Annotated in this window: 1 protein-coding gene; it reads left to right on the top strand. The window is 44.0% G+C overall.

The genetic code is table 11. The annotated features are described in order from the left end of the window. Positions 1-794: efflux RND transporter permease subunit (locus HC175_RS15610; protein ID WP_168139369.1), on the top strand; the 794-nt coding region annotated here is incomplete at both ends.

The raw sequence follows: 794 nt of genomic DNA, 5'->3' as shown, positions 1-794 counted from the left end.
TTCAAAACAGGGACCCAAAAACTGGTCAGTAAGGTTGATGAATTTTCTCAACAGAACCTATGAGGCTACAATTACCCGCGCCCTGAAGGTCAAAAAAGTGGTCCTGGGATTAGCGGTCCTGCTTCTTGCTGCCAGTATTTACCTTTTTACAACCATGGGAGGAGAATTTGTGCCTACGCTGGATGAAGGAGATTTTGTGATCCAGCCTGTACTAAAAACCGGCACCTCTTTAAGTAAGACTATAGAGATCACTACGGAAATAGAACGCATTTTGATCGAAAATTTTCCTGAAGTAGACCAGGTGGTTTCAAGAATTGGTGCTGCCGAAGTTCCTACAGATCCTATGTCTATGGAAGAAAGTGATGTCATTGTCACTCTCAAGCCAAAAGGCGAATGGGTAAGCGCAGACTCTAAGGATGAGCTCGCCGATAAATTCAAGGAGGCTCTGGCAATTTTACCCGGAATGGAGGTGGAATTCACCCAACCCATAGAAATGAGGTTTAATGAACTTATTACCGGGGTTCGGGCAGATATTGCCATTAAGATCTTTGGAGAAAACCTGGGGGTCCTGAGCAGTAAAGCTGCACAAATAGAAGATCTTATAAGGAATGTGGAAGGCGCCGCCGATATTACCGTAGAAAAAGTAGAGGGCTTGCCTCAAATGGCCGTAAAATTTAATCGAAGTAAGATCGCCAGATATGGATTAAATGTTGCCGATCTCAATGAAATAGTGAGTATGGCCTTTGGAGGAAAGACTGTAGGCAGCGTTTTTGAGGGAGAAAAGAGATTTGACC

This window comes from Salinimicrobium oceani (genome assembly GCF_012037645.1).
Note: the sequence above shows the minus strand (reverse complement) of the source record. Positions and strands in the feature narration are given on the sequence as shown.